Genomic DNA, 26,016 nt, shown 5'->3' with positions numbered 1-26,016 from the left:
ACCGAGCCGGCCCGCAACATCATCGGCGACGTCGAGGTCCTCCCTCGGCATGTGACACCGCGGCCGGCCCGCTCCCGGCCGGGTGGTGCGGAGGCTCCCCGGCCCCCGCTCCCGCCCGACACCGGGGTCACACACGCCCGTTCGCGTCCTGGAGGCCCCGACGAGCGAGAAGCCGGCCCGCGCCGGCACCGCCGCCCGGCAGCAGCTGGAGCCCGCCGCCGACGGGCTGCGCGCGTACGCGGCACGGACCCGCGAGAGCGCCGACCTGCTCGCCGCCGTCCTGGAGGACATCGCCGTCAACGGCCTGCCCGCCGTGGACGACTGCACGCCGTGGGAGGAACTGCGCCAGACCCACCTCGCCCGGCTCGCCGCCCAGCGCCCGGCCGTCGGAGCAGGACGCCCCCGGCCGCGGACCCGGCGCTGACCATCGACGCGCCGCCCTGCTCGCCGAGCACCTGCGGGGCACGGCGAATCTTCGCGCCCTCGGCCCGTTCACCCTCTGGACCATCCGCTTGAGCGGCCCCGTGGCGGGAGATGTGTCCGACAGCCGATGTCAAGGCAGGAACGCCCGGTGGGGCATGCCGGGGATCCCTGACTGACACCGGCCCGCCTGGCGGGTGCCCGGGCAGCACCCCTAGGCGGTGGCGCGGTGCCGCCTGACCATGCCTGCGGCGAGCTGTGACCGGTCGAGGTCGCCGGCCCGGATCCGGCCCGCGACCGTGCGCCGGACCAGCCGGTCGGCGAGACCGGGGCAGTGCCGGGCGAGCGCGATCTCGATCCGGCCGCGACGGGTGGTGGCCACGTCGCGCGGCGCCTTGCGGGCGGTGGCGGCACGCAGGATCGCGTCGACCACGCCCTCCAGCGGCTCGTACCGGGAGACGCCGTCGAGAGAGAGTCCGGCGGCGGCCGAGGCGTCGTGGATCGGCGAGGCGACCATGCTCGGATGGACCGTGCTCACCCCGATGTGCGTGCCGACCTCGAGTCGGAGTGCATCGGCGTAGGCGGTGACCGCACGCTTGCTGACGCCGTACCCGGCGGCCAGCGGCAGCGCCATGAAGGCCATCCGGCTGGCAACGAAGACGATCCGTCCGCGCGAGGTCTCCAGCGCGTCGATCGCGGCGGCGGTGGTCCGCCAGGCGGCCAGCAGGTTGACCTCCAACTGCTGGTGGACCGCCGCGTCCGGGGGCAGCTCGGCCGGGGCCGGGCCGCCGACCCCGGCGTTGTTGATCAGGAGGTCGAGTCCGCCGAGGCGCTCCACGGCGGCGGCCACGGCGACCGGGCCGGCCTTCGGGTCGGTCAGGTCGGCGCCGAGTACGGGCACTTCGCCGACCGCCCCGTCCCGCAGGTCGAGCCCGACCACCCGGGCGTCGGCGGCGGTGAGCCGTTCGCACAGCAGTCGGCCGAAGGTGCCTGCCGCGCCGGTGACGATCACGCGGCGGCCGGTGAGAGTGGTCATGCGGATTCTCCCTGGGTGGTGGCCACGGCAGCGGTCGGGGCCGTCGGGCGCGGCGGCGCTCCGTACGCCACCCCGCGGCCCGCGCGACGGCGTCGGAGACCCTCGGCCAGCTCCCGGGCGGCCAGGGCGAGGTAGGCGTCGAAGTCGATCCGCATGGCGGGCCGGCGTCCGCCCCACCGGGCGGTGGCGGCGCGCAGGTCCGCCGCGCAGTCGGCGCGCTGGGCGGCCGGGTCGGGCAGGGCGTACTCGCCGGCCAGATGGGCGGCGACCAGCCGGGCCTGCGCCTCGACCACGGGCAGCGCGGAGCCGGTCGACTGCATCAGCCCGACGAAGAACAACCCGGTGGTGTCGAGCGGGAAGACGTGCCGGTAGAGGTGGAGCGCGTCCGGGCCCGGGCTCAGCAGCGCCGGGTCGAGGAAGGGGATCTCCACCCGGTAGCCGGTGCACCACACCACCAGGTCGACCGGTTCGGTACGGCCGTCGGTGAAGGTCACCGTGGAGCCGTCGATCCGGCTGATCCCGGGGCGGACCCCGATCTCGCCATGGGTGATCCGGCTCAGCACCGTGTCGGAGAGGGTCGGGTGGTCCTGCAGAAATCCGTGGGCGGGGGCCGGCAGCCCGTAGCGCTCGGGCCGCCCCACCGCCGCGGTGATCATGGCCTGGCTGATCCGCTGGCGTACCCGCCAGGGCAGCCGCCGGGCCAGCGCGCCGTTGAGGCTGTCGGAGGGCTTGCCGAGCAGGTACTTGGGGACGAGCCAGACCCCTCGGCGCAGCGAGAGCAGGGTGGTCGCGGCCGTGTGCGAGGCGTCGACCGCGATGTCCATGGCGGAGTTGCCGCCTCCGACCACCAGCACCCGTTGTCCGGTGAGCTGCTCCGGGCCCCGGTAGTCGTGGCTGTGTATCTGCTCGACCGCGGGCGTCCCCGGGTAGGGCGGCGTGGGGAGCCGGGGGGTGCTGTTGTGCCCGTTGGCGACCACGACCGCCTCGGCGGCCACGGTGACCGGGCCGTCCGGGCCGTCGGCGGTGACCCGCCAGGAGCCGTCGTCGCAGCGGGTGACCTGCCGCACGGTGTGCCGGAAGCGGATCGAGTCACCGAGCCCGAAGCGGTCGGCGTAGCCGGCGAGGTACTCGGCGATCCGGGTGTGGTCCGGATAGTCCGGCCACTCGACGGGCATCGGGTGGTCGGCGAACTCCGTGCGCCGCTTGGAGGTGTTGAGGTGCAGGGTCCGGTACGCGGAGGAACCCGGCGCTCCGAAGACCCACAGGCCGCCGGGCCGGTCGCCGGAGTCGAAGCAGAGCGCGGGCACCCCCCGGTCGGCGAGCGCCTTGAGCGTCGCCAGTCCGGCCGGTCCCGCACCGATCACCACGACCCGGGGCTCCCCGAGCATGCCGGCCTCCCTGACGCACTTGGTGGCAGTTAATCCATCAGTCGTTGGATTGATGGCCCAGGCATCATGCGGCCGCGCCGGCCGGCGCGTCAAGGCACGCTAGGGCCTGTTGTGAAAGTCCCGTCGTCCGCCCGGAGGGCGGGCCTGGCGGCGTCAGGTGCGTGCTCTCGGCGTGCCGGCCCCTGACCCTCGTACTGGATGTACTTGGGTCAGGGGCCGGTGCGGCGAGAGTGCGTGCATGGCGTCGCCAGGCAGGCGGGACTTTCACAACAGGCCCTAGGGGCCGGAAGGGCGGGGCCGGTCGGCGCCCGGCCCGTACATGCGGTCCATCCAGCGGTGCAGGAAGGCCCGCAGCTCCCGGCGCTCCCGCGCGCCCGCCCGCCCGGAGAGCAGGCTCACCACATGCGCGTGCACCGCCCAGACCAGGCTGCGCACGGCGATGTACGGAACCGGCTCGGTCAGCAGGCCCGCCGCGTCCGCCTCCGCCAGCGCCTGCTCGACCTGCCGGTAGAGCGGGGTCGCGTACCGGGCGTCGAACTCCGCGTGCCGCTCCGGCTCCAGCCAGCGGCGCAGCCACAGCGCGGTGGTCTCCGGACGGTCCTCGAGGAAGTCGACGAAGGTGTCGAGCAGTTCGTGCAGGGCCGCGAGTGCGGCGTGGGCCGCCGCGTCCCCGGGGGCCTCACCGTAGGCCGCCACCGCGCCCAGCGCCGCATCGGCGGCCTCGCGCAGTGCGGTCCGCTCGGCCTCGAACACGCGGGCGAAGCAGGCGTCGTACAGCTCGGCCTTGGTGCCCACGTGGTGATGGACGGTGGACACGTCCACTCCGGCCGCCGTCGCGATGTCGCGGACCCCGACCGCATCGAAGCCGTGCCGGGCGAACAGCCCGGTGGCCGCCTCCACGATCAGATCGGCGGTGGCGCGCTGCTCGGCGAGGCGTGGCCGCCCTGGGCGGCGGCGGGGAGTCGTCATAGCCGCCATCTTGCCTTACTATCCAGCGAAACTATCCAGCGAGTGTTGGATTATCTGGCAGGGGTGGAGACGTGTCGCAGGCGAACCGGACAGCGGCGCATGACGCGCCCACGCGCGGGAACCGGCTGCCCCTCAGCGGGCTGCTGATGTTCTCCGGCGGCTCGCTGGCCATGGGGGCCTGGGTCACCGTGCCGGGCCTGCTGCTGCTCTACTTCCTCACCGACGTCCTGGCGGTCGCCCCCGCCCTGGCCGGGCTGGTGCTGCTGCTGCCGAAGATCGCCGATGTGCTGCTCCACCCGTGGGTGGGCCGGCTGTCCGACGCGGACCTGGCCCGCCGCGGCCACCGGCGCCTGCTGATGGCCGCCGCCTGCGCGCTGCCGGTCGCCTTCGCCCTGCTCTTCGCACCGCCAGGCGGCATCACCGGTCCGGCCGCGGCGGCCTGGGTCGCCGTCGCCTTCGTCTGCGGCAACCTGCTCTTCGCCCTGTACCAGGTGCCCTACCTCGCCGCCCCGGCCGACCTCGGCATCGGCTACGCCGAGCGCACCCGCCTGATGGGCTTCCGGATGGTGGTGCTCACCGCGGGCATCCTGGTCTGCGGCCTGGTCGCGCCGCTGATCACCGGGCAGGACGACCCCACCCGCCGGGGTTACGCACGGATGGGCGTGATGCTCGGCCTCGGCATGCTGGCCACGATGGCGCTGGGCATCCGCGGGGTACGTCGTCTCACCGCTGCGGTGCCCGCACCGGTTCCGGCTGCCCGCCCCGGCGGGCTCGGCGCCCTGCGCGGCGCGCTGCGCGACCGCCAGTTCCGGCTGCTCACCGGCTCGTACCTGGCCATGTCCACCACCAGCCACCTGGTGCTCGCCGCCGTGCCCTACTACGCCGAGTACGAACTCGGCCGTCCCCGGCTCACCACTGTCCTGGTCGCCGCCTTCGTGGCGCCGGCCTTGGTGGCCACCCCGGCCTGGGTCGCCGCCGCACGCCGCTTCGGCAAGCAGCCGCTGCTCCTCGTCGCACAGGGGGTCTTCGCGCTCGGCTCACTCATCCTCGCCGTCGGGCGGCCGCTCGGACTGCCCGCGTCGGTCAGCGCGGTGGCGGTGCTGGGTGTCGCGTTCGCGGCGATGCAACTGCTGCCCTTCTCGATGATGCCGGACGTGATCGAGGCGAGCGGGGCCACCTCCACGGCCGGCGCCTACACCGGGGTCTGGACCGCGGCCGAGGCGACCGGCGCCGCGCTCGGCCCCTACCTCTACGCCGGACTGCTCGCCCTCAGCGGCTTCACCGCCAGCGCGGCCGGCCAGGCGGTGACCCAGCCCGGCACCGCCCTCACCGCCCTGCGCCTGGGCTTCGGACTGCTGCCGGCGGCCCTGATGCTGCTTGCCCTCCTCGTCCAGCGCCGCTACACCCTCGACCGTCGCCTGCGCGCGGCGGAGGCCTCGGAACGCCTTGTCCACGACGTCTCCTGACCGCCTGCGCAAGTGCCCGATGACGTTGTCCCCGCACAGCGGCGTACTCCCGTCCGGCCCGCATGGTGTCGCCTCTTGCTGCCCGGCTGGGACCACTTGCCCGGCAGCGGCCGCTGCTCGCCGCCGGCCCACCAGGACGGCCGCTTGCCGAGACCGACGGTCGGCACGGTCGGCCGGCCGTGCCGACGTCGAGGACCGGCACGCCTCTTCACACGGTAAGGTCTAGACCTTCCCGAGCAAGCCGGGAACACTTAGGATCCCTGTCGTGTACCCGTCAATGTGGCGGGTGCAGGAGGGGAGACAACTTCATGTTGGTGAAGTTAAGACGCGGCTTGCCGTCCGCCGTCGTTCTGAGCGTCGCTCTGGCCGCGCTCCTGCCCGCGCCGTCAGCGGCCGCCGGTCCGGTCGCCGGTCCGGTCGCCGACGGTGTCTTCAGCGGCGGAGTCAGCCAAGCGTTCGACTCGGCCGAGACGATCACGCTCATCACCGGTGACGTGGTGACCGTGGCCCATGTGGACGGTCAGCTGACCTACACGATCGACCCGGCGCCCGGCCGCCGCGGCATCGGCTACCGCGAGGAGCGCGGCCCGGGTCCCGACGGGACCGACCACGTCAGCCTGATCCCCTTCGACGCCGAGGCCCTCGTCCACGCCGGGAAACTCGACGCGCGCCTGTTCGACCTCACCGAACTGGCCGCCGCGGGTTACACCGACGCCGACACCGACGCGTTGCCGTTGCTGGTCAGCTACGACCAGCCCGGCGCGACACACCGTACGCTCGCCGGCGGCTCCCACGTCACCCACACCCTCGAAAGCATCGACGCCGTCGCCCTGGACCAGGACAAGTCCAGCGCCGGCGCGTTGTGGGACACCCTCGTCACCGACGAGACGGCATCCACTCTCGACCTCGGCTCGCACGTGTCGAGGGTCTGGCTCAACGGCCGTATGGAGGTGCGGGACGACGTCTCCGTGCCGCAGATCGGCGCTCCGGACGCCTGGGCAGCCGGGTACGACGGTACGGGCACCACGGTCGCCGTGCTCGACACCGGGTACGACCGGACCCACCCGGACCTGGCAGGCCGGGTCGCCGACGCCAAGGACTTCACCGGCAGCCCCAACGGCACCCAGGACATGCACGGCCACGGCACGCACGTGGCCACGACGATCGCCGGTGACGCCGCCGCCTCCGACGGCAAGTACGTCGGTGTCGCCCCCGGCGCCACCGTCATCGTCGGCAAGGTGCTCGGTGACAGCGGCAGCGGCACACAGGCCAGCGTCATCGACGGCATGGAGTGGGCGGCGGGCGAGGGCGCGGACATCATCTCCATGAGCCTCGGCGGCTACGCCTCCGACGGCACCGACCCGGAGTCCCTGGCGCTCGACGCCCTCACCGAGCAGACCGGCGCCCTGTTCGTCGTGGCGGCGGGCAACGCCGGCGCGGCGGAGACCGTCGGATCACCCGGTTCCGCCGACGCGGCGCTGACGGTCGGAGCGGTCGACTCGGGGAACGCGCTGGCGTCGTTCTCCAGCCGGGGCCCCCGGGTGTTCGACGGCGCGATCAAACCCGACATCACCGGACCCGGCGTCGCCGTCATCGCGGGACGCTCCTCGACCGGATCCGCGGGCACCCCGGTGAACCAGTACTACACGAAGATGTCGGGCACCTCGATGGCCACGCCCCACGTGGCCGGGGCCGCGGCGATCCTCAAGCAGCTGCACCCGGACTGGACGGCCAGGCAGCTCAAGCCGTTCCTGACCTCCACAGCCGTCCCCGGCGCCTACACGGTGTTCCAGCAGGGCACCGGCCGCGTCGACCTGACCCGCGGTGTGACGCAGTCCGCGTACGCGTCCCCGGCGAGCATCTCCACGTACCTGGAGTACCCCGCCGACAAGCCCGTGACCAAGACCGTCACGTATCACAACGACGGTGACAGCGACCTGAACCTGGCGTTGAGCCTCGCCGCGAAGAACAACGCCACCGGCGCCGCCACCGACCTGTACGGCCTCGACCGGACCGCGGTGGTGGTGCCCGCGCACGGCACCGCCGACGTCACGTTGACGATGGACCCGTCCGCTGACGACTTCGGCGTGTACGGGGGCGTCGTCACGGCCGTGGACGGCGACACCCGTATCCTCACGGCCGTCGGCGCCTACAAAGAGGTCGAGACCCACACCGTGCACTTTCCGATCACCGCGAAGAACGGTGACGCGGTGTCCTACGGCAGCATCGCCATGAGCCGTCCGCTCAACCTGACCACCGGGAAACGCCACACCCTCGGGATCGACTACAAAGCCGGACAGCTCTACGCCAGGCTCCCGAAGGGCACCTACAGCTTCGAGGGATACGCCTACTACCCGACGGACGAGGAGAACACCAGGGACGTCGGGTACACGCTCAAGCCGAGCGTCGTCGTCGACGACGACATCGACGTCGCCTTCGACCAGTCCGAGACGACCCCGGTGTCCATCAAGGTCGACCGACCCGAGGCATACGACGCCTACCAGACCTTCTACGCCCTCCAGACGCTCAACGGCACGGTGTACGGAGGCGGTGTCCATCTGACCGGGATCCGCGGAACCCGGAACAACCTCACGGCCACCCCCACCCCCGCGGTGACCGACCGGCGGTACGAGGTGTTCTACCGCACGAACAAAATCGACCCGCCGGCCGATCCGTACCTCGACGAACCCGTCGCCGGCCGGTACGCCTACAACCTGATCCACTCCTTCGGCAACCGCGTGCCCGCCAAGGCCACGTTGCGCCGGCAGAACCGGGATCTGGCGGCCGTGCGCGAGAACTACCACGCGCCCGCAACGCCCGCCAGCGCCTTCGGACGGCAGAGCGACTACCCCAGTTTCGGCGGCTATTCGTTCCCCACCCTCCCGCACGTCGTGCCCTACGGCGACGACGTCGTGCACTACTACAGCACCGAGCCCGGTACGTCGTGGGCGAGTCAGGTGAGCTACTACGACGGCGAAGGCGCCCAGCTGGCGTCCGAGAGCACGCCCTTCACGGAGCGAGCGAAGGGAAACAGCCAGGTCGACTGGTTCGGTTCGCCGCAGACCAGTGCGGCGTACGCCAGTCGCGCGGCCGGTGCAGACAGGCTCACCGTGGCGTACGCGCCGTTCTCGTCCTTCACCGCCGCCCACATGGGCACGAGCACGGCGACCAGATCGCTGACCTTGGCGCGGGACGGCGTGACGCTGGGAACCTCCAGCGGCACCTCGGCGAGCTTCACCGTCCCGGCGAGCGCGGGTACGTACACGCTCACCGGCACCGCCACGCGGCAAGCGGCGTGGACGGATCTGGCGACCGGCGTCCACACACGGTGGACGTTCCACTCGGCGCAGGCGGCCACCGCCGCGTACGCGCCGCTGTACACCGTCCGGGCCGACGCGCACACCGACCTCACCGGCCGGGTCCGTGGCCCGTCCGCCACCGTCGACATCACCCTCGACCCCGGGTACGCCACCGGTGAGAAGATCGGGACGGTGACCGCGCAGGTGTCCTTCGACGACGGTGCCACGTGGGCGACGGAACCGTTGGTGCGCATCGCGGCCGGCTGGAGAGCGCACGTACCGCGGCCCCGCGGTGAAGGTCACGTCTCCTTGAAGATCACCGGGGTCGACACCTCCGGGAACTCCGTCGAGCAGACCACGATCCGGGCCTTCGCGTTCGGGTGACTGCCGGATCGTCCGACGGGCTGTGAGGGGCCCTGACGGGCTCTGACGGGCTCTGACGGGCTAGGAAAGGGGGCGCCGCCGATCCCTCGGCGGCGCCCCGAGCGGTTCCGAGCAGGGGCCCCGCGAGACCTTCCACGTCTACGCCGACCGGCTCGTCGGCGTCGAACTCATGAGACGACGCCTCAGGCGCACTGGGCCTCGTACGACACACATGCGCGGCCGGTGGTGCGTCCCATCGCTTCGAGGGAGCCGGGTGCGCACCACCGGCCGTCGTTCAGGCCCGGGTGTAGCCGCCGTCGGCGAAGAGTTCGGCGCCGGTGACGAACGACGAGGCGTCCGAGGCCAGGAAGAGGGCGGCCTCGGCGATTTCCTCCGCGTCGGCCAGCCGCCCCAGTGGCACGACGGCCTCGGCGAACCGGTCGACGTCCGGCCCCGCGGCGCCCAGCAGGCCAGGGGTCCGCGTGGGTCCCGGGCTGAGGACGTTGACCCGGAATCGGCGCTCCCGCGACTGCCGGGCCCAGTTGTGCACGAGGTTGCTCACCGCCGCCTTCGAGGCGCTGTAGACCTCGAGGTGCTCATTGGGCCGCACGCTGTTGCTCGAGCCGACGACGACGACGGAGGCGTTCTCCGCCAGCAGCGGAAGCGCCTTCTGAACGGTGAACAGTGGGCCCTTGACGTTGACGGCGAGCGTCAGGTCGACGTTCGCCTCGGTGTGGGCGCCGAGCGCGGCGTCCGCGACGATTCCCGCGTTGGCCACCAGCACGTCGATGCGGCCGGCCTCCTCGCGGACTCGCGCGTAGAGCGCGTCCAGGTCGGCCAGGACCGAGACGTCGGATCGTACGCCGGTGGCCGCCGGGCCCATCTCCTTGACCGCCGCTTCGAGGCGGGCGATGTCCCGGCCGGTCACGAAGACCCGTGCGCCCTCCCGGACGAAGCGGTGGGCGATGGCCAGCCCGATCCCGCTGGTCCCTCCGGTGATGACGGCCACCTTCTCCCGCAGCACGCCTGGCATGTCGAACCCCCTCGGTTGTGGAATGGATCGTCCATAACGTAGGCGGTAATGGACGATCGAGTCAAGAATGGCTAGGCTGAGACCATGCCGAGACCACGCGCATTCGACGAACGCCAAGTCCTGGAGCGGGCCCGGGAACAGTTCTGGGCGACCGGCTATGCCGGAACCCGGATGGACGACATCGCCCGGGCGACCGGCCTGGGCAAGGGCAGCCTGTACGGCGCATTCGGCGACAAGGGCAAGCTGTTCCACCGCGTGTTCGGCGACTGGTGCACCGCAGTCGTCGAGGTGGCCGAAGCGCGGCTGGCAGGCGGCCCGGACGCAGAGGCCCTGGCCCGGCTGTCGGGATACGTGCGCCTGATGGCGGAGAACACCGCCTCCGACACCGAGCGCCGCGGGTGCCTGTTGGCCAAGGGCGCGGCGGAACTGGCCCAGCACGATCCGACGGTCGCCGGACGGTCGGCCGAGACCATGACGGCACTGCTGACCCTGCTGCGGACGGAGATCAGCGCCGCCCAGCGCCACGGCGACATCGACAGCGCCGCGGATCCGGAGCGGTTGGCGGCACTGCTGCTGACGGTGGTCCGCGGTATCGAGGCGGTGGGCAAGGCCGGCCTGGCCCCGGAGACGCTGCGGAACATTGCAGACACCGCACTGGCGGTCCTGCCCGTGCCCGAGGGGCGGAAACGCCTCGCGACCGAGCGCAGTCCGGCCCACGAGAACTGACTCGGCGCCATCACGGCCACATGATCCGCCGGGCAGTGGCTGATCGACGGCGGATCTGATGATCAAGGGAGACGCCAGAGATGACCGAAGGTGACTCCCGCCGGCCGGAGTTCGCCGACGACGTGGTCGAGGGTCGGCTCGGACCGCGCCGCGGGAAGAGACCCAGGCGCGGGCCGGCTCGTCCGGCACCTCGGGCATCGGGTGGCCGGGGCCGCCGAACAGGTGCGCCGCCGCTCCCTGCGCGATGACCGCTCGGCTCAGGGTGAAACTGTGTCCGGCTCGACGCGCATCACCCCAAGCGGTCACGGCGCTCCTGAGGGACCGTCACCCGCACCCGGCCGCCTGCCCCCTAGGAGGACAGGTCCGGTCAGGCCGCCGCGTTCACCGCGCGGCTGCGCAGCCCCTGAGCCATCGGGCCGTACGGGTAGTCGACGCGGGGCAGGCTGACCCGGTCCAGCAACTCGGTGTCCTCGCGGCCCAGCGTCAGTTCGGCCGCCGCCAGGCTCGCCCGGAGCTGGTCCGCGGTGCGCGCCCCGACCAGGACCGAGGCGACGCCGGGCCGGGCGGCCGCCCAGGCGAGGGCGAGCTGCGCGGGGGTGCGGCCGTGCCCGGCGGCGAGCTTCTCAAGGGCGGCCAGCACCTCCCAGGTGCGCTCGTCGCGGATCTTGCCGCCGAAGACGGCGCCGTACATCGGGTGCGCGAGCCGCGAGCCGGACCCCGGCGCGGTGCCGGGGCGGTACTTGCCGGTCAGCACGCCTCCGGCCAGCGGGGAGAACAGGATCAGGCCGAGCCGGGTGGACTCGGCGGCCGGCACCAGCTCCCACTCCACCTCCCGCACCAGCAGGTTGTACTGCAACTGGAGGGAGACCGGCCCGACCAGCCCCGCGGACCGGGCGGCGTCCACCCCCTGCACGGCGCGGGCGGCGACCAGCAGCCCCGGCTCGTTCACCAGGCCGCCGACCAGCGAGGCGGGCCGTACAGGACCAGGGCGGTGACGAAGGTGCGGCGGCGGCCGGCGAGGTCGGCGGCCCGGCCGCCCAGCAGCAGGAAGCCGCCGAAGGCGACCGCGTAGCCGCTGACGACCCACTGGAGGCTGTGCCCGTCGAAGCCGACCTCACGGCCGATCTCCGGCAGGGCCGCGTAGACGATGTTGCAGTCGATCGCGCTGATGAACTGGGAGAAGGCCAGCAGGGCCAGGAGAAGCCCGGTCCCGCGGCGCTGGGACGGAGACGGCATGACAGGGGGAACCTTCCGGTGGAGCGCGGGAGCGATGGAGCAGGGAGCGGTGGACCGCTTGCCCGAATCGCTCGAAGCGGCGGGCCGCTTGCCTGAGAGGGGGGACGGCCGGGCGGCGGGCGCGCGTGGCCCGCCCGCCGCCCGGCGGGGCGCGGGGTCAGTCGTCGCCGAAGGCCGAGACGGCCGTGTCGGCGCCGCCGCCGAGAGCCTCCATGCCCACCAGCGGGTTCCAGAAGTCGACGTAACGGCTGATCCTGCCGTTTACGGTCGTCACCACCGAGATGTACGTCTGGTGGTACGGCCGGCCGGTGGCGCGGGCGGTGCCCACGCTCTTGAACTCCGCGATGACCAGCGCCGGATCAGTCGTCCCGTGGAAGTGCAGATCGACGAATGCGACGTCGAAGTGCTCCGGGAAGTTCTTCATGTACGCGTACAGCGCCTCCTTTCCCTCCATCCGGGAGGGGAAGCCCTGGGGCCCGTACGGGAACTCCAGGACACCGTCCTCGGTGAACAGCTCCGTCCATTCGCCGATCCGCCCGGAGGACAGGTACTCCAGGTGGTTCCTGAAGGTCCGCCGCGCGGCGGACCGTACGGCGTCGTCGTCCACGGTGTCGCCGTGCGCGGTGGTGGTGATCGTGCCGGTCATGACTCTTTCTGCTTTCTGGGTGAAGGGGTTGGTGCGGCCGTGCCGCCGCATGGCGGCCGGCGGCGAGGTGGGTCGTCCCCGCGTCGGTTCAGGCGGCGTAGCGGAGGGTGTCGTCGAGCCGGTCGGCGATCCGCGCGGAGGCCAGGCGCTGCGCGCCGGACCCAGTCGGGCCGGAAGGGCCGCTTCTCGCGGTGCATCGGGTCGGGCTGGCCGGGGCCGTCGCGGGACAGCGCGTGGTAGCCGTGTTCGCCGCGGATCCGCTGCGCGGTGGTCAGCACCTCGCCGAAGTCGGCGCCGCCGTAGGCGAGGTGGCCGAAGGACCGCAGGGTCTCGAGGCAGAAGGACGGGTTGTCCTCGAACAGCACAGGACGCATCACGGAGCTCCTTAAGGCGAATATTTTCGCGTTAGAACCCTGAAAGTAGCACCGTCCCCACCAAAAGAGAAACCCTTCGCGTTAGCGTGGAGTGCATGGCCGACCCGCCCGGCTCCCGCCGCCGGCCCTGCTTGACCGCTTCGCCGCCCTGCGGGCCGTACTCGACCGAGCCGCCGCCTGCGGAAGCGCGCCCAGCGCACGGGCGTTCTACGAGATCGCGCCGGCGCCGCTGCGTGTCTCACTCGTCTTCGCCGCGCGCCCCGGCAGCGACAGCGGCCCCGAGTCCGCCGCCCCCTCGCCGAGAGGCTCCTCCGGCTCACCGAGACATGGCAGTTGTGAGGGTGCGAAGGGTCGCCGAGTCGGCCACCCGGGGCCGGGCCCCGGTAGCGGCCGGACAGTCAGGGCGTCCCGCCCCGCATTCTTCGCCGGGCGTCGCCCGTTGCCTCAGCCCTGTCCGCTGATCAGGTCCAGCCGGCCGAGGAGCCGGTCGACCGCCTCCAGCCCCTGCGGCTCCGCGCCGAAGAGCAGCCCGGCGATCAGGGGCGCGATGACGACCTCGAAGACCTCCTGCACCGTCGGCGGCTTCTCACCGCGCGCCGCGGCCCGGTCCAGCAGTTCCCCCAGCTCGTCGAACCGCCGACTGAGCGCGGGCGACGACTCGGTCTCCCCGTTCGCCCCCAGGCGCACGGCGACCAGGGTCCGCAGCAGCAACTGCCCCTCCGGCCCGGCCAGATCCGCCGCTGCCTGCCGCGCGTACTCCCGCAGATCCTCGCTCAGCGTCCCGGTGTCCGGCATGGGCGACCGCCGGCTGAGCCGCTCGGTGACGACATCGAGCAGAATCGCGTCCAGCGTGCCCCAACGACGGTAGAGGGTGCCCAGGTGCACGCCCGAGCGTTCGGCGACCTGGGCGATGGTCAGCTCCGCGACGGGCCGCTCCCGCAACAACGACTCCACAGCACCGTACACATCGGCGCGTACGCGGGCGGTCCTGCCACCCGGGCGGGAGGTCTGTGAGCGGTCTACCACGACGGCATTCTAACGCGAAAACCTTTGCTTTTGCCTCTGGGAGGCGGGGAGGGCCTTGCGACGGTGCTGGACGCGGGCCAGAGGCTCCCGAACCGCGCGGACTCCGGAGGACCAGCGGGCCGGGCAGCTCCACGGGTGGCCCGGGTCCGCAAGGAGCCTGCTCACTCACCCGGCCCGGGCGCCGAGTTCAGCATTCAGCCTCCCTGTGGCGGTGCGCCGGGCGGTGATCCCCCGGCTGCCCGTGCGGTGTGCGGGCGATCCGCCGCACGTCTCGCCCCGGGATCCCTCACCCGGCCTCAGCCCCGGTCCGGCGAGCCAGGCGGAACAGGACCCGGGCGTACACGAGGGTGGCCGCCGTGATGATCGTCGGGATGATCGCGAGCGCGAGTATGCCCACCAGGGTGCGGCTGTCTTCGGCGCGTGCGTAGAGTCCCCGGTCGTCCTCCAGCAGGAACCGGTAGCCGAACCACGCCCACATCGCCAGCGACAACAGCATCCACCCGATCGACCACTTCTCGACCTGGTGCCCATCCCGGCGGAACCGCTCCGCGTCTGCCGTCATCTCTCCCCCTCCACGACCGCTGATCAGTAGCCATTTCATCACAGCGCGTACGTGCCCCGTGCCACGCACTCCGTCGAGCCCAGGCGACCGCGCCCAAGCTTGCGTACTACACATGCCATCCGTGCAGCACATGCCATCCGGGCAGCGGCGGGCGCCGCGGTGCTGGTGGCGACGTCGGTGGGTTGCAACGGCACGGACTCGGCGATTTCCGGTGGCCGGCCGTCGAGTTGGAGCAGGACTCGTCCGATCAGCCCCCCCGTCCCGGTCTCGGGCCCAGCGACGCCGGCAGCGGAAGGACGACCCATGGCAGACGAGCTCGTGAAGGCGGAGCCGGGCGAACAGTACCGCCAGCAGCGGGAGGACGCTCTGCCGACTCTTCGTCGTCGACCAGGGTGAGCATGGGCTGACCCTGCGCACACATCATGGTGACGAGGAAGCGGCGCCGAGAGTCCGTCCGGTTGTTCCCGTCCTGGTAATGGATGACATCGCCGCCCCGGCTCCCAGAACGTCTCCCCGGCCTCGATCACACGCTCAGGCTCGCCTGCCTCCAGCGGCGGGCCGGCCGGTCGTGGTTCGGGAGAGCCAGTCGCGGTAGTGAGTGGGGGCGATACGGGCGTCACCCTTGGCGATCAGAGCATCGCCCTGAACGGCGGCGAACATGCCGGCGGTGTCGTCGGTGACGACCGTGCGGCCGTCGGGATGGGCATCGAGGGTGATCCGGCCGAGTTCGTCGAGGGGGAGGACGTCGGGCCCGGCGATGTCGAGGGTGCCGTTCAAAGGGGCACCGGCGGCGACTTCGGCGACCGCGTCGGAGACGTCCTGGGCGGCGATCAGCTGGAGCGGGACGGTGGGCAGGCGGACGGTGTCGCCCTCGGTGGTCCAGGACAGGATGGCGTCCATGAACTCCATGAACTGGGTGGCGCGGACGATCGAGTAGGGGACCGGCCCGGCCTTGAGGACGTCTTCCTGCAGGACCTTGGCCCGGTAGTAGTCGAGGCCGGGTACCTGGTCCGCGCCGACGATCGAGAGGATGACGACGTGGCCCACCCCGCCCTTCTGGGCGGCGGCCAGCAGGTTGTCCATCGAGGTCTGGAAGAAAGCCGGTGAGGCGTCGTCGAAGGTCGGAGAATTCGTCAGGTTGACGAGGACGTCGGCGTCGGCCACCGCCTCCGCCAGGCCCTGCCCTGTGATCACGTCGACACCTGTGGACTGCGAGTGCGGCACGGCCTCGTGCCCGTCGGCCTTCAGCTTTTTCACGACCCGCGACCCGATCAGGCCGGTACCACCGATGACTGCGAATGTCATGGGCCACCTTTCGTCGCGCACCGATACGTCATGCGTCCAGATTGCGACGGTGCGGCGCGCGGCGCACGCGGACCGTGTGCTCCTGGCGTGTCGCGTTCGGTGCGGAGACGGCCGGTGAGGATGTCGGCGCAGACGAGCCTGCCGCCGGCCCAGCGGCGTCACCCGCCCCCACCGTGTCCCGTACGGGCACCCGCAGAGCCGGAACCGTGTGCCGGGCGCCGTTCCGGTCGTGGAAGGCGGCCCCCACTCCCCCGCGTTTGACGACCACCTCCCGTACCCCGGCCGCGAGCAGCGCGTCGACGGCGGCCTCCTCGGCGAGCGGTCGGTGAAGGCTGCGGTGCCGACGGGGAGTTCGTCGTCGGAGGCGATCAGGACGGTGACGTGCTCCAGCAGCGGCAGCAGCGCCGTACCCGCGTCCTCTGCCGTCCAGAGCCGCCGGCGGTGGTCGACGTCGAGGGTGACGGTCCAGCCGTGGGCGTGCGCGTGGGCGGCGGCCGCGCGGACCGTCTCGAGCGGACCGGGGCCGAGGGCGCAGGTGATGCCGGTCAGGTGCGGGACACGGGCGCCGGTGTCCAGGGCGGGTGCGAGGTCGGAGGGGGTGAGCAGGGAGGCGGCCGAGTGGCTGCGCCAGTACTGGACGCGCACCAGGTCGGCGACGCGCCGCTCGCGGAGCATGCCGCCGGTGGGTGCCGCGGGGCGGACGCCGGCGTGGGTGGTGTCGACGCCTTCGCCGCGGAGCGTGCGCAGGATCATGCGGCGGGTTCGTCGTCGCCGACCAGGCCGGCCCAGGCGGCGCGGTGACCCAGCCGGGCCAGACCGATGGCCACGGTGGACCCGGCACCCGCGATGGTGGTGCGGGCCTCGGCGCCGACGGCGAGCGGGCCGGGCAACTGCGCGGCGAGCATGGTCTCGCCGAAGGTGAGCACGTCGGCGGTTCGACGGCGGGCTCGACGTCCGCCGCTTCGTCGGACTCTGCGGCGAAATGGGACTGGCGGTGGTCGCACGGATCGGCCCCTGGGCGCACGGTGAGTGCCGCAACGGCGGCTTCCCCGACTGGCTGGCGGAGACCGGCTGCGTGCCGCGCACCGACGATCCCGCCTATCTGGACCTGGTCCGCCCCTACTACGCCCGGATCGCGCGGGAGTTGCGGGGCCTGTCCCACGACGAGGGCGGTCCGGTCGTCGCCGTGCAGATCGAGAACGAGCTGTACGACCAGCCCGCCCACCTGGCGACGCTGCGGCGGACGGCCGAGGAGGCGGGCCTGCGGGCACCGCTGTGGACCGCGACCGCCTGGGGCGCGGCCGACCTCCCCGCCGACGTGCTGCTGCCGCTGTACGGCGGCTACCCGGAGGCGTTCTGGGAGGACGCGCACGACGGCTGGGCCCGGCACATGCGCCGCCACTACTTCTTCACCCCGATCCGCGACGACCACGCCATCGGCGCCGACCTCAGGTCCCACGCCCCCGCCGGGACCGGTCCGGACGACCGCCGCCATCCGTACGCCACCTGCGAGCTGGGCGGCGGGATGGCCATCGCCTACCACCGCAGGCCCCTCGTACCGGCCGCCGACATCACCTCGCTGGCCCTGGCCAAACTGGGCAGCGGCTCGGTGTGGCAGGGCTATTACCTCTACCACGGCTGTTCCCAGCGCCTGGACCACAAGACGCCGAACCAGGAGTCGCACGACACCGGTTACCCCAACGACCTCCCTGTGGTCACCTACGACTTCCAGGCCCCCCTCGGCGAGTACGGGCAGGTCCGCCCGTCCTTCCACCACGCCTTGCGCGCCCACCACCTCTTCCTGCGGGACTGCGGTGCGGATCTGGCGCGGATGGAACCGGCGCCGCCCGGGACCGGACCCGACGGCCTCGACGACCGCACCACCCTGCGCTGGACCGTCCGCTCGGACGGCGAGCGCGGCTTCCTGTTCGTCAACAACCACCAGCCGCACGAACCCCTGCCCCGCCACGACGGCGTCCGCTTCCGCGTGCGGCTGGCGGACGGGCGCGCGGTCACCCTGCCCGACGGGCCGGTGACCATCCCGTCGGGGGCCCATTTCGTCTGGCCGATCGGTCACGACCTCGGTCGCGGGATCGTCCTGGACTGGGCCACCGCCCAGCCCGTGACCCGGCTCCGGGTGGACGGCGTCCCCACGGCGGTGCTGGCCGCCACCGCCGGCGTTCCGGTGACACTCGCCCTGCCCGCGGGCCTGCGCGTGGAGGGTCCGGCGCACGTGCGGGCGGACGCGGGCGGCACCCTGGTGTCCGTGCCGGAGCCGGGCACGGACGCCCTGCTCACCGTTCACGGACCCGACGGTCACGTGCGCGTGCTCGTCCTCGACGAACAGCAGGCCCTCGCCGTCGACCGGGTCCGCGTCCTGGGAGAGGACCGGCTGGTCCTGAGCGACGGTCTCGTCCTGGCCGACGGCGACGAACTCCGCCTGCACACCACCGGGTCCACCACCTCCCTGGCCCTCCTGCCCGCGCCGGACGCGCTCACCGGCACCGGTCTGGGCACTCCGGCCGCCGACGGCGCCTTCACCAGGTGGCCGCTCACCCTCCCGGACGGCACGGCGGCGCCGGCACTCACCTGTGTGCGCGCCGAAGCCACGGTCCCGCCCGCGAGGACGGGCGGGCCGCACCACCGGGCGTCGGCCCCGCGCGACGAGGACTTCGACTCGGCGGCCGTGTACCGCGTGGCGGTTCCCCGTGCGGCGCTGGCCGGCGAGGGCGAGGTACTGCTGCGGGTGGCGTACACCGGTGACGTGGCCCGCGCCTATGTCGGCGGCCGGCTGATCGCCGACCACTTCTGGTACGGCCCGGACTGGGAGATCGGCCTGCGCCGTTTCGCCGGCGCGGCCGTCGAGCACGGCATCGAGATACGCGTCCTGCCGCTGGCCGGGGACAGCAAGGTGTACGTCGACGCCTCCGTGCGCGACGGTCTCGCGGCGGCCCGGGGCCGGGCCTGCGTGGACCACGTCGGCCTGGTCCCCGTGCACCGGGCCACCGTACGCGCCGCGGACGGAGCCGGCCATGGCTGATCCCGGCCGCAGAGTCCTGCTGCGCCCCACCGTCGGACTCGGCCTCGGAATGCCGGCCGGCCCCGCCCTGTCCTCCTGCGCGACCTCCCCGGCGGCACCCGTCGCGTCCGGGGCGGTGGGCATCTCCCTGTGGACCCGCGGCCCCGGGGACGTCACCACGTACGAGAAGGCGGTCCGGGGCCGGGCACTGATGCGCGGGGCGCGTTTCGACTACCGGATGCGGATCACCAGTACCGAGGTGGCGGTGGGGCGTTACGAGGCCGGCCCCACGGTGGGTGGCGTGGTCAGGTGGGAGCCGAAGAAGTCGACGCCGAGTGGCAGTCGGCTGGTGTCGGCGATGCCGGTCGCGTCGAACCCGGCCGCGATCGTGGGCAGGTCCACGGGGATGCCTGCCGAGATCAGCGGTGAACTGCCGGACACGGGGGCCGCGTTCGTGATGTCGTCGGCCGGATTCCCGCCCAGCTGGGGATCTTCGGTGATGCCGTTGGCATCCGCGTCGGGTGCGACGACCTGCGGGCCGTAGTACGCGTTGTTGCTGAAGCGGACACCGGGGTGATCGGTCCGGAACTCGGCCGCGGCGACGTCCGTGCGCGCGTTGACGAACACGTTGTTCAGGACGTGGTGCGGGTTCTTGGCGGTCAGGTACGTCCCGGCACTGCCCGAGGACTCGAAGAAGCCGACGGTGTCGTCCTTCAGGGGCTGTCGCGTGTTGTACATGAGGTTGTTGTGAATGACGTTCACGCCGCTGTCGCCGTGCGGGTTGACGTAGTTCCTGTCGACGTCCTGGATGATGTTGTAGCGCACCACCGCCGTGCCGAAGCCGAAGCCGCACAGCAGGATGCCCTCACCGGAGTCGTGCACGTAGTTGCCCTGGACCAGGATGTTCGTCGCGCCGCGGTCCGGATCGATGCCGTTGGAGTCGGCGGCGTTGACGCGCGTCTCCAGTTCGGCCACCTCGTTGTTCTGGACGACGACGTTGTCCGCGTAGTACATCTCGATGCCCGAGACCCCCGCACCGTCGATCAGGTTGTTCTCGACGGTCGCGCGCTGGACGCTCGTCAGGTAGAGCGCGTCCCAGCCGTACTGGGTGTCCCGGTTGGTCAGGTAGTTCCCCGAGATCTCGATCTCGTGGTGGGGGCGCCAGTCCGGGTCCTCGGTGACGGTGCCGTCGGTCGCGGCCTTGCCCGCCGCACGGTCGCCCCAGCCGGGTTCGACGTCCTTGTAGCGGTTCGTGCCCATGCCGGAGAACTGCTTGAAGGCGACGTTCGCGAAGGCGGTGTTGGCGATGACGTTGTCCCGCACCGTGATGTCGGAGAGCTGCGAGACCGTGTGCGCGTCGCCCTTGAGTCCTTCGAAGAGGATGCCGCCGGTGCGTTTCGAGCGGTCGAGGCCACTGTTGCCGATCGACCACATGACACCGCCGACGTCGTGGACGAAGACGTCGTGAAGGGAGTAGCCCGTGAGCGTCCCGGCGTTCTCCGCCTGCACGTGGATGCCGCGCAGGTCGCCGGTCTTCGGGTTCTCCTCACCGGGCAGCTTGCCTTCGTTCGCGCCGGGTTCGAACGTCGACGGGTCGAAGCCGTCGGTCACGTTGCTGATCTCGATGTTCGAGATGTCCCAGTGTGACTGGTTGGTCAGTTGCAGCACGTCGTTGACGACGCCGCGGCCGTTGAGCTCGGGGGCGGCGCCCTGGCCGTAGCTCGACAGGACGATGGGCCGGCCGGCCGCACCGGATCCCTTCGGCGCGAGGAGTGCGGTCGGGTCGGGGCCGACGACGTCCGTGGGCTCGCCGTCCGTCCACCGGGTGTAGTCGTAGGCCTCCTTGGCGACCTCGTCGCCCTCGGCCGACCACGAGCTGCCCGCCTTGAGCAGGATCCGGTCACCGGGACGGAACCTCTTGGCGTTGACGTTTGCGAACGTCTTCCATGCGGTCGCCGGCGATCTGCCGTTGGCGGCATCGTTCCCGCCGGCGGAGTCCACGTAGTACGTGGAGCCCCGGCGGCTCGTCGGAGCCGCACCCTTCTCGACGGGAAGAACGCCGTTCTCGACGATCTCCCGGCCTTCGGCCTCGAGGGCGCCCTTGTCGGTGTATCCGGAGAAGGAGGCCGGTTCCGGTGTCTTCGGCGGTGTCTGCGCCGATGCCTCGGGCCCTGCGGCGATGACCATCGCCACACCGGCGGCCGGTAGGAGGAGGCGCGTCGTCCAGCGCCTTGGTCTCGTCATGACTGCTGTTCCCCTCTTTTCGCCGGCGGCCTGCTGGAGAGTGGGCCTCATCGCCGGTCCAGGCCCAGATCGGTGATGCGCACGGGGTGCCCGGTGCGCAGGCTGTGGTTCACGGCGATGCCGACGGCGACGCTGTGCAGCCCGTCGCGGTAGGCGGCCTGCCGGTGCAGCGGATCCGTGCCGGGGCCGCGGAAGATGTCGGCGAGGAGGAGTCTGTCGCCTCCGCCGTGGCCACCGTCGTGCTCCACGACGGCGATCTCCCGGGCGACGTCCCAGTGCCGCTGCACGACGAGGCGGCTGCCGTTCGCGCGCGCACCGCTCCCGGCGCCCTGGGTGCCGGGGGCGACGCTGGGGTCGACCGCGGGGCGCGGTGAGCCAATCCGCGGCACCTCGGCCGGGTCCTCGGCGCGCCAGGCCAGGAGGTGCGTGGCCGCACCGGAGGCGACGTGGGCCCGTTCCACCACATCGAGTTCGGCACGGCCGCGCGTTCCGTTGACACTGACGCGGTAGCCCTCCCAGGGGCTGTGCGCGGTCAGCGCGTAGGTCATGGCGGCGCCGCCGCGGTAGCCGACGAGGACGTTGAGGGTGTCCTCGATGTCGATGCCCTCGTCGAAGACGTCCCGGTCACGCAGGTATCCGTCCTCCGCCTCCGCGTCCAGATAGAGGCCGCGCAGGTGGTCGTCGCCGGACATGTCGAATCCGTAGGGGTCGTCGGCCGCGGCGTGACGGCCGAGGGCGGGGCGTGTTCCGCGGGGGCGTCCGGCCCCGCGCTCGCCGTAGAACCGCAGGCCGCCCAGCGCGTGGACCGTCTCGGGCGCGTCGTCCAGCCACCAGTTGACCAGGTCGAAGTGGTGGGTGGCCTTGTGCACGGCGAGGCCGCCGGAGGCGTCCTTGTTCCGGTGCCAACGGCGGAAGTAGTCGGCTCCGTGCACCGTGTCGAGGAGCCACTCGAAGTGCACGGACAGCACGGTGCCGATGGTGCCGTCGGCGATGATCTGCTTGAGGGCCGCGTTGCGCGGTGAATAGCGGTAGTTGAAGGTGACGGTCAGGCGGGCGTCGGAAGCGCTCGCCGCCTCCTCGATACGGCGCAGCCCCTCCGCGTCCGTGGTCAGGGGCTTCTCACAGACGACGTCGACGCCGGCGCGCAGGGCCGTGCACACCGCGTCGGCATGGGTGTGGTCGGGTGAGCAGACGATCAGGACGTCCACGCGTTCCTCGCGGAGCATCGCCTCCAGCTGTTCGGGGCGGTAGTGGGCGGGCGTCCTGCCCGCGAGGCGGGCCCGGGCGGTGTAGTGGGCCATGCGCCGGTCGTTGGGGTCGCACCAGGCGACGGGCTCGGCCAGGTCGGGGAAGTCGTCCAGCATCGCGTCGACGTACATCGAGGCGCGGTGGCCGGTGCCGTGGACGGCGTAGCGGCGCGGGGCGGGGCCGGTCGTGGGGTGGGCGGGGGTGGCAGGTGCCGACGAGAGGGAACCCATCAGTGTGCGTGACTCCAGTCAGGGAGGCGGCCGAGCGTGCTCAGCCGGCGGAATAGATCTTGTCCGAGACCTCTTTGAGGAAGGCCTTCGCCGCGGATTCGGCGTCGCTCCGGCCGAACATGACCTCTTGGCCGTAGCGGGTCAGGACGGTTTCGACGTCGCTGGCGCCGCTGGGGGCGACCGCCGGGGCGGAGCCGACGGGCCCCTTCTCGACGGACTCGACGAACGCTGCCGCGCCGCGGTCCTCGGGGGTCAGGGACCCTCGGATCTCGGAACGCAGGGCCGAAACCGCCGGGAGGCCCCGCTCGACGCCGAGGATCTTCGCCGCCTCCCGGTCGCCGGTCAGGAAGTTCACCAGCAGGGCGGACTCCGCCGGATGCTGGGTCTGGGCCGAGATCGACCAGTACTGCGACGACTTGACGAACTGGCTGTCGGGGGCCGCGTCCTGGTCGGCGGGCGGGTCGACCAGGGTGAACGTGTCGCCGCCGCTCGCCGCGGCGTACGCGGACAGCTGGTTGGCGAAGATCACCGACATCGCCGCCTTGCCGGTCGACAGCGGCGACTGGTCCAGGGGCAGCGCGGCCGCGTCGGCGAGCTGGGACCGGCTCGGCGTGGCCTTGGCCTCGATGAGCCGGTCGGTCGCGTTCCAGAACGCCGTCAGCGTCTCGGGCTCGAGCACGATGTGCCCGTCCTTGCTGAACAGGTGGTCACCGCGCTGCCGGGCGAAGAGGTCGAGCGCCGCCGAGCCGGTCAGCGGCAGGGTCCCGGCGACCTTTCCGCCGGAGGCCCGAGTCACCTCGGCGGCGAAGTTCTCGTACTCCTTCCACGTCCATGACTTCGTGTCGGGCAGTGTGAGCCCGAGCCGGTCGAGGACCGTGGTGTTCACGGCGAGGCCGACAACGGTGACCGTGCTCGGGATGCCGTAGAGCGATCCCTTGTAGCGGCCGGTGTCGAGCACCTCGCGGGACAGCCGGTCCCGGTCGATGAACTTGGACCGGTCCAGGTCCAGCAGCGCCCCGCGGTCCGCGTACGACGACAGGTAGAGCCCGTCCATCTGGATCACGTCGGGCGAGCTGCCGGCGGCGCTCATGGTGGCCAGCCGGTCCCAGTAGCCCGTCCAGTCGGAGAACTCCATGTCGACCTGGATGGTGGGGTGCCTCTGCTCGAAGAGGCGGACGGCGGCGGCCGTCTTCTTCTGGCGTTCCTCGGCGCCCCACCAGTCCAGGCGGATGGTGACGGACGCCTCGCTGAGCCGGTCGGCACCGGTCTCCCTGCCCACCGCGCAGCCGGTCAGGGACACGGCGGTGAGGGCCGCGGCGAGAAGGAGCGTGACGGACCTGCGGCGGGTGCCGCGCTTGAGCAGCATGTCATTCCTTTCGTGAGGAGGAGTGGGCGTCGCTCACTTGCCGCCGGTCGTGGCGATGCCGCGGATGAGGTAGCGCTGGCCGAAGGTGAAGGCCAGCAGCACGGGGACGAGGGACAGGGTGCTCATCGCGAACAGTGATCCGTAGGACGAGTCCGCCTGGGCGTCGATGAAGGACCGCAGGGCCACCGGGACGGTGTACTTGCCTGGGTCGGTCAGGAAGATGAGCTGGGAGAAGAAGTCGCTCCACGTCCAGATGAACGTGAAGATCGCCGTGGTGGCGAGGGCCGGGGCCATGAGCGGGAGGATGATGCGCAGGAAGATCCGGGGGTGGCCGGCGCCGTCGAGGCGGGCGGCCTCGTCCAGCTCGCGCGGCAGTCCGCGGATGAACTGCACCATCAGGAAGACGAAGAACCCGTCCGTGGCGAGGAATTTGGGCACGATGAGGGGCAGGAACGTGTTGATCCAGCCGAGTTGGGCGAAGAGCACGTACTGCGGCACGATCAGCACGTGGATCGGCAGCATGATCGTGATCAGCATGACGGCGAACGCGGTCCTCTTGAACCGGAAGCTGAGGCGCGCGAAGGCGTAGGCGGTCATCGAGCAGCCGATCAGGTTGCCGATCACGGCACCGAGCACGACGATCGCCGAGTTGATCAGGTAGGTGCTGAAGGGGTGGGCGAGGGCGCTCCAGCCCTTGGTGTAGTTCTCGGCGGCGAAGGTGTCCAGGAGGATCCCGGAGTGGGTGAAGATCTTGCCGTCCGGCCGCAGGGAGCTGACCACCATCCACAGGACGGGGTACAGGGCGACGACCACCATCGCGGTGAAGACGGCGTGCCGGACGATCCGTGACAGGCGCGGGCGCGGGCGGGACCGTTCGGGGACGGCTGGGGGAGGCACCGCGTACGGGCGCGCCGGCTGGGCGGACTCGGCGGCGAGCTGGTCAGTCGTCATAGAACACCCAGTACCTGGAGGCCCAGAAGTTGATGGCGGTGAAGGCGGCCACGATGATCAGCAGCAGCCAGGCGAGCGCGGAGGCGTAGCCCATCCGGAAGGAGCCGAAGCCCTCCTGGTAGAGGTAGAGCGTGGAGAAGAGCGTGGAGTCGGTGGGGCCGCCCGTGCCGCCGGAGACGACGAAGGCCTGGGTGAAGGACTGGAAGGCGCCGATGATGCCGAGCACCAGGTTGAAGAAGATCATCGGTGTGAGCAGCGGCAGCGTGATGGACCGGAACTGCCGCCGGACACCGGCCCCGTCGGTGGCGGCGGCCTCGTAGTACTCGCGCGGGATCTGCCGCAACCCCGCCAGGAAGATCACCATGGGCGAGCCGAAGGTCCACACGTGCAGCAGGATCACGGTGCCCAGCGCGGTGTCCGGGTCGCCGACCCAACTGCGCGAGGCGACGCCGAAGATCCCGAGCACGTCGTTGACCAGGCCCTCGTCACCGAAGATGGTCCGCCACAGCACCGCGATCGCCACGCTGCCGCCCAGCAGGCTGGGCAGATAGAGGGCCGAACGGTAGAACGCGAGGCCGCGCATTCCGCGGTCGAGCAGCAACGCCAGACCGAGCGCGACGGCGAGCTGGAGGGGCACCCCGAAGACCACATAGGCGAAGGTGACCTTCAGGGACTGGTGCAGCCGGGCGTCGTGCAGCATGTGCACCACGTTGTCCAGGCCCGTGAAGTGCGCGGGCTGAAGCAGGTTGTAGTCCGTGAAGGACAGGTACAGCGAGACCAGCATCGGGCCGAGGGTGAGGCCCAACAGGCCCACCAGCCACGGCAGAAGGAAGATGAGCGCCGCCTTGTTGTCCCGCTCGTCCGCGCGGGAGCCGGATCGGGCGGTGCCTCGCGTACGCGGAGAGGTGACGCGTCGCAGTTCCGCGATGCTCATCGGCTGTCCCCCGTCGCGGCCACGGCTCGACGCGGTGGGGTGGAGCTCGGCCACGGGGGGTGCGCACGCCCGGCGGGCGGGGGTGGCGCGCTCGGTGCAGCGGGGCCTTTCACGGCTCTGGTCCCTTCGGATGGGCAGGCTCGTCCGGCTGACGGACTGCGGAGGGGTGGGGCAT

At 71.9% G+C, this 26,016-nt stretch carries 23 protein-coding genes and 1 pseudogene; 5 read left to right on the top strand and 19 right to left on the bottom strand.

Going from position 1 to position 26,016, the window contains the following annotated elements:
• Positions 1–148: 148 nt before the first annotated feature.
• Positions 149–424 (top strand): hypothetical protein, encoded by a 276-nt coding sequence (locus ACZ3KJ_RS25055; protein WP_467530305.1) that lies wholly within the window; start codon positions 149–151, stop codon positions 422–424.
• A 210-nt stretch (positions 425–634) separates the two neighbouring features.
• On the opposite strand, the gene ACZ3KJ_RS25050 is transcribed toward ACZ3KJ_RS25055, so the two are convergent.
• From ACZ3KJ_RS25050 to ACZ3KJ_RS25040, 3 genes are all read right to left on the bottom strand, one after another.
• Positions 635–1,456, bottom strand: a complete 822-nt coding sequence (locus ACZ3KJ_RS25050; protein ID WP_467530195.1) for an SDR family NAD(P)-dependent oxidoreductase — start codon at positions 1,454–1,456, stop codon at positions 635–637.
• Positions 1,453–2,844, bottom strand: a complete 1,392-nt coding sequence (locus ACZ3KJ_RS25045; protein ID WP_467530194.1) for a flavin-containing monooxygenase — start codon at positions 2,842–2,844, stop codon at positions 1,453–1,455. The genes ACZ3KJ_RS25050 and ACZ3KJ_RS25045 overlap by 4 nt, the downstream gene beginning before the upstream one ends.
• A gap of 276 nt (positions 2,845–3,120) precedes the next feature.
• Positions 3,121–3,813 (bottom strand): TetR/AcrR family transcriptional regulator, encoded by a 693-nt coding sequence (locus ACZ3KJ_RS25040; protein ID WP_467530192.1) that lies wholly within the window; start codon positions 3,811–3,813, stop codon positions 3,121–3,123.
• 71 nt (positions 3,814–3,884) lie between these two features.
• Here ACZ3KJ_RS25040 and ACZ3KJ_RS25035 point away from each other — a divergent pair, with 71 nt between their 5' ends.
• Positions 3,885–5,279 (top strand): MFS transporter, encoded by a 1,395-nt coding sequence (locus ACZ3KJ_RS25035; protein WP_467530190.1) that lies wholly within the window; start codon positions 3,885–3,887, stop codon positions 5,277–5,279.
• 332 nt (positions 5,280–5,611) lie between these two features.
• Positions 5,612–8,962 (top strand): S8 family peptidase, encoded by a 3,351-nt coding sequence (locus tag ACZ3KJ_RS25030; RefSeq protein WP_467530189.1) that lies wholly within the window; start codon positions 5,612–5,614, stop codon positions 8,960–8,962.
• A 274-nt stretch (positions 8,963–9,236) separates the two neighbouring features.
• Here ACZ3KJ_RS25030 and ACZ3KJ_RS25025 read toward each other — a convergent pair whose 3' ends face one another.
• The gene (locus tag ACZ3KJ_RS25025; RefSeq protein WP_467530187.1) at positions 9,237–9,974 is read right to left on the bottom strand and encodes an SDR family NAD(P)-dependent oxidoreductase; all 738 of its coding nucleotides are present in this window, start codon (positions 9,972–9,974) and stop codon (positions 9,237–9,239) included.
• Between the two features lie 84 nt (positions 9,975–10,058).
• Between ACZ3KJ_RS25025 and ACZ3KJ_RS25020 the strand changes: the two genes are divergently transcribed.
• Positions 10,059–10,700 (top strand): TetR/AcrR family transcriptional regulator, encoded by a 642-nt coding sequence (locus ACZ3KJ_RS25020; protein ID WP_467530185.1) that lies wholly within the window; start codon positions 10,059–10,061, stop codon positions 10,698–10,700.
• Positions 10,701–11,067: 367 nt separating this feature from the next.
• Here ACZ3KJ_RS25020 and ACZ3KJ_RS25015 read toward each other — a convergent pair whose 3' ends face one another.
• The 10 genes and pseudogenes from ACZ3KJ_RS25015 to ACZ3KJ_RS24970 form a co-directional block, all read right to left on the bottom strand.
• The gene (locus ACZ3KJ_RS25015; RefSeq protein WP_467530184.1) at positions 11,068–11,649 is read right to left on the bottom strand and encodes an aldo/keto reductase; all 582 of its coding nucleotides are present in this window, start codon (positions 11,647–11,649) and stop codon (positions 11,068–11,070) included.
• On the bottom strand, positions 11,646–11,936 hold the full coding sequence (locus tag ACZ3KJ_RS25010) for an MFS transporter (protein ID WP_467530182.1): 291 nt from the start codon (positions 11,934–11,936) through the stop codon (positions 11,646–11,648). The genes ACZ3KJ_RS25015 and ACZ3KJ_RS25010 overlap by 4 nt, the downstream gene beginning before the upstream one ends.
• Before the next feature lie 157 nt (positions 11,937–12,093).
• A complete protein-coding gene (locus tag ACZ3KJ_RS25005; protein ID WP_467530181.1) occupies positions 12,094–12,582 on the bottom strand; it encodes a nuclear transport factor 2 family protein in 489 nt (162 codons plus the stop codon).
• On the bottom strand, positions 12,579–12,956 hold the full coding sequence (locus ACZ3KJ_RS25000) for a hypothetical protein (protein WP_467530180.1): 378 nt from the start codon (positions 12,954–12,956) through the stop codon (positions 12,579–12,581). Before ACZ3KJ_RS25000 ends, ACZ3KJ_RS25005 begins: the two co-directional genes overlap by 4 nt.
• Positions 12,957–13,400: 444 nt before the next feature.
• Positions 13,401–13,982 (bottom strand): TetR/AcrR family transcriptional regulator, encoded by a 582-nt coding sequence (locus ACZ3KJ_RS24995; RefSeq protein WP_467530179.1) that lies wholly within the window; start codon positions 13,980–13,982, stop codon positions 13,401–13,403.
• 286 nt (positions 13,983–14,268) lie between these two features.
• Positions 14,269–14,544: a hypothetical protein gene (locus ACZ3KJ_RS24990; protein ID WP_467530178.1), complete on the bottom strand. Its 276-nt coding sequence runs from the start codon at positions 14,542–14,544 to the stop codon at positions 14,269–14,271.
• A gap of 361 nt (positions 14,545–14,905) precedes the next feature.
• Positions 14,906–15,128 (bottom strand): annotated as a pseudogene (locus tag ACZ3KJ_RS24985) (cupin domain-containing protein); the annotation flags it as partial.
• Positions 15,076–15,849, bottom strand: a complete 774-nt coding sequence (locus ACZ3KJ_RS24980) for an SDR family oxidoreductase (protein ID WP_467530177.1) — start codon at positions 15,847–15,849, stop codon at positions 15,076–15,078. The pseudogene ACZ3KJ_RS24985 and the gene ACZ3KJ_RS24980, both read right to left, overlap by 53 nt.
• A gap of 28 nt (positions 15,850–15,877) precedes the next feature.
• The gene (locus ACZ3KJ_RS24975; protein WP_467530304.1) at positions 15,878–16,096 is read right to left on the bottom strand and encodes a hypothetical protein; all 219 of its coding nucleotides are present in this window, start codon (positions 16,094–16,096) and stop codon (positions 15,878–15,880) included.
• A gap of 502 nt (positions 16,097–16,598) precedes the next feature.
• Complete coding sequence (locus ACZ3KJ_RS24970) at positions 16,599–16,775, bottom strand: PfkB family carbohydrate kinase (RefSeq protein ID WP_467530176.1); 177 nt, start codon at positions 16,773–16,775, stop codon at positions 16,599–16,601.
• Between the two features lie 56 nt (positions 16,776–16,831).
• On the opposite strand from ACZ3KJ_RS24970, the gene ACZ3KJ_RS24965 reads away from it, so the two are divergent.
• On the top strand, positions 16,832–18,889 hold the full coding sequence (locus ACZ3KJ_RS24965; protein ID WP_467530174.1) for a beta-galactosidase: 2,058 nt from the start codon (positions 16,832–16,834) through the stop codon (positions 18,887–18,889).
• 252 nt (positions 18,890–19,141) lie between these two features.
• Here the strand turns inward: ACZ3KJ_RS24965 and ACZ3KJ_RS24960 are convergent, their stop codons facing one another.
• Genes ACZ3KJ_RS24960 through ACZ3KJ_RS24940 form a run of 5 tightly spaced genes read right to left on the bottom strand, consistent with a single transcriptional unit; the run spans position 19,142 to position 25,841 of the window.
• Positions 19,142–21,112, bottom strand: a complete 1,971-nt coding sequence (locus ACZ3KJ_RS24960; protein WP_467530173.1) for a right-handed parallel beta-helix repeat-containing protein — start codon at positions 21,110–21,112, stop codon at positions 19,142–19,144.
• 47 nt (positions 21,113–21,159) lie between these two features.
• Complete coding sequence (locus tag ACZ3KJ_RS24955) at positions 21,160–22,590, bottom strand: Gfo/Idh/MocA family protein (protein WP_467530172.1); 1,431 nt, start codon at positions 22,588–22,590, stop codon at positions 21,160–21,162.
• A 40-nt stretch (positions 22,591–22,630) separates the two neighbouring features.
• Positions 22,631–23,956: an ABC transporter substrate-binding protein gene (locus ACZ3KJ_RS24950; protein WP_467530170.1), complete on the bottom strand. Its 1,326-nt coding sequence runs from the start codon at positions 23,954–23,956 to the stop codon at positions 22,631–22,633.
• Positions 23,957–23,989: 33 nt separating this feature from the next.
• Positions 23,990–24,907, bottom strand: coding sequence for a carbohydrate ABC transporter permease (locus tag ACZ3KJ_RS24945; RefSeq protein ID WP_467530169.1), 918 nt, complete (start codon positions 24,905–24,907; stop codon positions 23,990–23,992).
• Complete coding sequence (locus ACZ3KJ_RS24940; protein ID WP_467530167.1) at positions 24,897–25,841, bottom strand: carbohydrate ABC transporter permease; 945 nt, start codon at positions 25,839–25,841, stop codon at positions 24,897–24,899. Before ACZ3KJ_RS24940 ends, ACZ3KJ_RS24945 begins: the two co-directional genes overlap by 11 nt.
• Positions 25,842–26,016 lie beyond the last annotated feature (175 nt).

It is taken from the genome of Streptomyces sp. NPDC003248, from assembly GCF_055563235.1.
This window is presented reverse-complemented; position numbering and strand designations above follow the sequence as displayed.